Annotated in this window: 5 protein-coding genes; 4 read left to right on the top strand and 1 reads right to left on the bottom strand. The window is 53.2% G+C overall.

Annotated elements, in window-relative coordinates; genetic code table 11:
- The first annotated feature begins 217 nt into the window (after positions 1 to 217).
- The 4 genes from LLG96_05900 (at position 218) to LLG96_05885 (ending at position 4,397) form a co-directional block, all read left to right on the top strand.
- The gene (locus LLG96_05900) at positions 218 to 1,354 is read left to right on the top strand and encodes a hypothetical protein (protein ID MCE5249736.1); all 1,137 of its coding nucleotides are present in this window, start codon (positions 218 to 220) and stop codon (positions 1,352 to 1,354) included.
- Positions 1,355 to 1,457: 103 nt separating this feature from the next.
- Positions 1,458 to 2,192, top strand: a complete 735-nt coding sequence (locus LLG96_05895) for an amidohydrolase family protein (GenBank protein ID MCE5249735.1) — start codon at positions 1,458 to 1,460, stop codon at positions 2,190 to 2,192.
- On the top strand, positions 2,192 to 2,950 hold the full coding sequence (locus LLG96_05890; GenBank protein ID MCE5249734.1) for an amidohydrolase: 759 nt from the start codon (positions 2,192 to 2,194) through the stop codon (positions 2,948 to 2,950). The genes LLG96_05895 and LLG96_05890 overlap by 1 nt, the downstream gene beginning before the upstream one ends.
- A gap of 517 nt (positions 2,951 to 3,467) precedes the next feature.
- On the top strand, positions 3,468 to 4,397 hold the full coding sequence (locus LLG96_05885; protein MCE5249733.1) for a polysaccharide deacetylase family protein: 930 nt from the start codon (positions 3,468 to 3,470) through the stop codon (positions 4,395 to 4,397).
- Positions 4,398 to 4,746: 349 nt separating this feature from the next.
- Here LLG96_05885 and LLG96_05880 read toward each other — a convergent pair.
- Positions 4,747 to 5,029, bottom strand: a 283-nt coding sequence (locus LLG96_05880; protein ID MCE5249732.1) for a hypothetical protein, incomplete at its 5' end; no start/stop codon positions are given.

Here is a 5,029-nt window from a genome sequence, read left to right as displayed (position 1 = left end):
TGGTTACTTCCTTTGGGCACGCAAAGGAAGTAACATCTAAAAAAAGTGTTCTTAAAAAAATGGGGGGTTGCCAGGATTTCCATGTCCTTAACAGCACCGAAACAATAAATTTCATTATCGGGCGTGTGAAAAAGATACTTTTTCACCGCCTTTATAACAGACGGTCAGAACGGGAAACGTTTTATAACATGCGTGTTATGATTACAGGGGAGCATTCATGAGAGTTCGCGCCATAAAATTGTATGACAGGCAGCTCGGCAACTGGAATACCGAAATCGAGGATCATTTCGAATACGCCGACATGAAAGCCGATACGGAAATCCGCCGTAAATGGATTTCATTCGATGGTGTCCTCGCCAGCGCCGATCCCGATCGTGTCTATTGCGGAATCACCTCGTTCGATTCCGATATTTTCCGGGCATATGACCGCAGGAAAGATGAATTTATCGACCTCGGGTTCTCACGGATTGCGAATCCGTACGACGCCAAGTTTCACCGCGCGCTCGTAAAATCCCGGGACGGGAACATCTACGGCGCGATTGCCCTGCTCCACGATGTCGACAGTTACTGGGATGCTCCGGGCGGCGCAGTGGTCAGGTATAATCCCCGCACCGGCGACATTGAGAAAATCGGCATTCCCGTTCCCCATGTCTACATTCAGGGCATGGTGATCGATGAAAACCGCCGGATCGCTTACTGCCAGACATTTACTCCGGAATATCTGGCGGCGTTCAATCTCGATACCCGCGAATCACGGATTCTCGGCCTCACCGGCTCCGGTTTTGCCATGGGGCAGGGCGAATGCATCGTTCTCGATACCCATGGCCGTGTCTGGGGGGGATGGAGCGTCACACGCGCATGGCAGTCTTCCGCCGGAGTCGACCAGTACCGTCTCTACCGCTATGACCCGGATGCGGACCGCATAGAGTTTTTCCGCCATGGTCTCCCGCATCTCGATGGTTCGTACGGGTATGCGCATCTCGATGGCATGATTGCCGCGCCTGACGGTAATATCTATGCCGGTTCCGGCGAGGGCGGGCTTTTCCGCATCGATCCCGCTACCGCTGAGGTGAAGCTCCTTGGCGCGCCCTGTCCTCCGAACAGGATAGCCGCGTTCGCTGCGGGCGGTGATGGCTTCCTGTACGGTATCGGCGGGAGATTCGGCAATGCCACGCTCTTCCGGCTCGATATGGCGACAGGCGTCTATGAAGTGCTCGGAAGGCTTTTCGATCCCGAACTCGACGTATCGGCATGGCAGGTTCATGACATGTCGTTCGCTCCCGACGGGGTCATTTATGCCGGCGAGAATGACAATCCCAACCGTTCCTCGTACCTGTGGGAAATCACCTTGTGATACCTTCGGCTGCAAAAGCGTAAATACGTTCCGGTTTTACATGAACGCAGGTAACCGGCAATCCTGATTTTATCACGGTATGAAGCCCGGAGAAGAGGGAAGTATGACAATCGACGGCTATGTGACTCTCGGCTGTGAGCGCGAGACGGTGTATTCAGCCGAAGACCTCGTCCGCGACCTTGACCTTGCGGGGGTCGATATGGCGGTTGCCGCGCCTGAAGACCGCGAAATCGCAGTCTTCAACCGCCGCGGCAATGAACGGCTTGCGGAAGAGGCGCGAAAATTCCCCGATCGTATCATTCCCGCCTGCACGGTCAACCCGTGGTACGGCGCGGATGCTGTCCAAGAGCTCGGTCGTGCAACCGGTCAGGGTGCCCGTATGCTTGTCCTGCACCCGACTGTCCAGGGATTTCTCATGAATGACGAGCTTGCCTGCCCGGTTCTGGAAAAAGTCTCCGGGCTGGGCCTCACGGTCTACGTTCATACCGGCGGTCACCTCTACGGCGGCCCGTGGCAGGTTGTCGACTGCGCCCTGCGGTTTCCGGATGTTTCCTTCATCATGGGACATGCGGGCGCAACCGATTTCTGGAACGATATCCCGTACGCGGGAGCGTCAGCGCCGAACGTCTTTATCGAAGGTTCCTTTGCGCGGCCGTTTAATTTTATGAGTTTCCTCGATCGGGTTGGTATCGACAAGGGTATCATGGGATCCTCGGCGCCGAGAAACTCCCTTGTTCTCGAATGGGAGCAGCACCGTAAATACATGCCGCCCGTCACCTACGGCCCCGTATTCGGCGATAACCTCGCCCGGATTCTCGGTATAAAAGGGGGCGCTTGATGATTATTGATGTCCATACCCACTGGGGGACAGTCTGGGAGGACAAGTACGGCACCGACCCTGCCGGGTGGCTCAGGGTTTGCGACCGTCATGGTGTCGACTGCGCCGCGCTTATGGGACATCGCGGTCTTATACTGAACGGCGATGACGAGATTCGCAGATGCAACGATATCATCAGGAAAACCTGTGACCGCTCGGACGGAAGGCTCATTCCCCTCGCCACCGTGCATCCCGTTTCGGGGGATACATGCCTCCGTGAGCTTGAACGCTGCATAAAAGACCTCGACATGCGCGGGTTGAAGCTTCATCCCTGGGTCCAGGGATTCTCCACGGCGGGGCCTGTCATGGACGATCTCGCCCGAATGTGCGGTTCACTTGATGTGCCGGTGATTTTTCACGACGGCACACCTTGTTATTCCATGCCGTCCCAGATCGGCGGTCTTGCGCTCCGTTTCCCGGGCACGAAATTTGTGCTCGGACACGCGGGTCTTCTTGAATTATGGCGCAGCGCCCTCAGTTTTGCCCGGCGGTGCCCCAATCTGTATGTAACGCTCTGCGGGCCGCACCTGGCGGGTGTCCAGGCTGTCCTCGACAATGTCGATGAGGATAGAATCATGTGGGGCACCGATTTCGGTTTCGGATGGGCTGATCCCATCGAATATCGCAAAGCGCTTATCGACTGTGCCGTCATGACTGAGGGAAAACGCTGTAAAGTGATGGGTGACAACGCGGTGAAGCTTTTCAGATGGGGCAGATAAAGTTTATGTCCATTTCGGGAATGAGAGAAAATCTCTCGCCTTTATGCGAAGACTTTAGTTCGACAGTTTTTTATGAAAACCCTCCTGTCCTTCGGACATCCCACCTTGTATGTTACTGGAGGAGGAAACAGAGAGAAAAATATATTGTCGTTATTGTTGTGATGTTGTAATGTGGAAAATGGCGGTATCGTTTTACAAGTAAGTGTTAATCATGTTGGAAACGGCAGCACCGTTTTCAACATGTTAATGCTTACGTCATTTCAACATCTGCTAATCGTAGCAGCATATTCCGGTGTCACCCGCGAATGACACCGGAGGTCGGTTCAGAGATCGAATCCCCCCTGGTCAAAAGACAATCTATACTCATGGGAATTATTCATAATTCACAGGAATTGCAAAAAAAAACACATTTCAGGAAACGAATCCGCGTAAATCCGTCAAATCCGCGTAAATCCGCGTTCCATAATAGACGGACACGCGGTGATCTCTTCATTTGTTTTCAATGAAAGGTTTATATATGCCGAAACCATCATTCATGGTTAACTGGTCGATGGACTGTGAAGCCACGCAGCACTCGGTTAATGACGCCGATCTTGGATATCGCGGGGCGAGCGGGTATGCGGATATTCTGAATGACCACAGGCTCAGGGGCACGTTTTTTATTATTCCCGGAGATGCCGAATCCAATCCGGGATTTTACCGGTCGCTTCCCGGACGCGGGCATGAGGTCGGTCTCCATGTTCACCCGGGTGATGAGGGCTTTTTCGAATTTACAGGGGTGATGGGCCCTGACGAGCAGCGCGAGATGATTTCCGCCGCGAAAAACCGCTGGTCGCAGGCAATGGGATTCGAGCCGGTGTGCATCTGCATGGGTTACGCCTCGGCGAACGACTATACCTATGGCGTTCTGGAAGACCTCGGCTTCAGGTACGGACAGGTCGGGCTTCCCGGACGCAGGCTCGCGGCCACTGCTTCCGTGTGGGAAGGCGCGCCGCTCTATATCCACTATGCCAACCGGTACAACCGTCTGCTCCCCGGCGATCTCGATTTTATCGAGGTACCGCATACCACCGACCCGGAATCGTATATGTGGGGCGGAAAACATCCCCAGGACCTCCGGGTCGAGCTTGTCGATGCAAAAAACCACTGGTACACGGTGTACAAGGATGTCATGCGGCAGTTGAAGGATGACTCGCTCCCTGTCAGGGTAATCAGGGGCGCCACCCATAATACGTTCGACTATTCCGATCCCCGTGACTTCCGCCGTCAGACCCTCATCGGCCTGATCGATGGCATCCGGAGCATTCTTGATGATACCGGCTGCGGGCTAATCCCCGCGACAGTGGAAATGATTGTCGATGAATTCCGCTCGAAGGCCGCCAAAGTCGATATAAAAAGCCTGCTCGCACTCGACCGTCGCGGATACGGTGGGAAAAAGACGGTCTGACCCTGAAAAGAATTTTGGGTGGTGTGTATGATCGAGCGGTCATGCTGAGCATGTATCAGTATCAATAATTAAAATCAGAGATTTATACGCGGCCCTGTATATCATGTATACTTAATGAACTATCTCGCAGCACGTTGTGAGGCATCAAATACTTGAACTCACCCTCACGGTCCCCCTCTCTAAAGGTTAGAGAGGGGAATTAAAGGGGTGAGTTGGGAAAGGGAGGTGGAACACATACTGGTGACCCTTCAAAATCCACGGTGAGTTGTATTGTAATGAATTGATTATACATAGCATAACACCCTTTGGAGCTTCTGATGTAAAAACCCCATTGAAAAGCCCCGCGGTCTCAACCGGTTTTCGGAAAAAGAATGGGTGCTGTCCGAGCGAGCCGAAGGCTCGTGAGTTCACACATTCCCGAAAAACGGGCAGTGAGCGTGGAAAAAGGCTTTTCACGGGGTGCCCTTTCCTTGGTTACTTCCTTTGGGCACGCAAAGGAAGTAACATCTAAAAAAGTGTTCTTAAAAAAATGGGTGATGGCCGGAACATCTTCACCTGGCCCCTCCAAAATCCATACTGAGTTGTATTGTAATGAATTGATTATACATAGCATAACACCCTTTGGAGCTTCT

The sequence above is a fragment of the bacterium genome (genome assembly GCA_021372535.1).
Classification (GTDB): domain Bacteria; phylum Latescibacterota; class Latescibacteria; order Latescibacterales; family Latescibacteraceae; genus JAFGMP01.
The sequence above is the reverse complement of the archived record's forward strand: the minus strand, read 5'-3'. Positions and strand labels throughout refer to the sequence as shown.

Coding starts and splice junctions, on each gene's coding strand:
- LLG96_05900 (MCE5249736.1), top strand. CDS start 218: ATGAGAGTTCGCGCCATAAAATTGTATGACAGGCAGCTCGGCAACTGG.
- LLG96_05890 (MCE5249734.1), top strand. CDS start 2,192: ATGATTATTGATGTCCATACCCACTGGGGGACAGTCTGGGAGGACAAG.
- LLG96_05895 (MCE5249735.1), top strand. CDS start 1,458: ATGACAATCGACGGCTATGTGACTCTCGGCTGTGAGCGCGAGACGGTG.
- LLG96_05885 (MCE5249733.1), top strand. CDS start 3,468: ATGCCGAAACCATCATTCATGGTTAACTGGTCGATGGACTGTGAAGCC.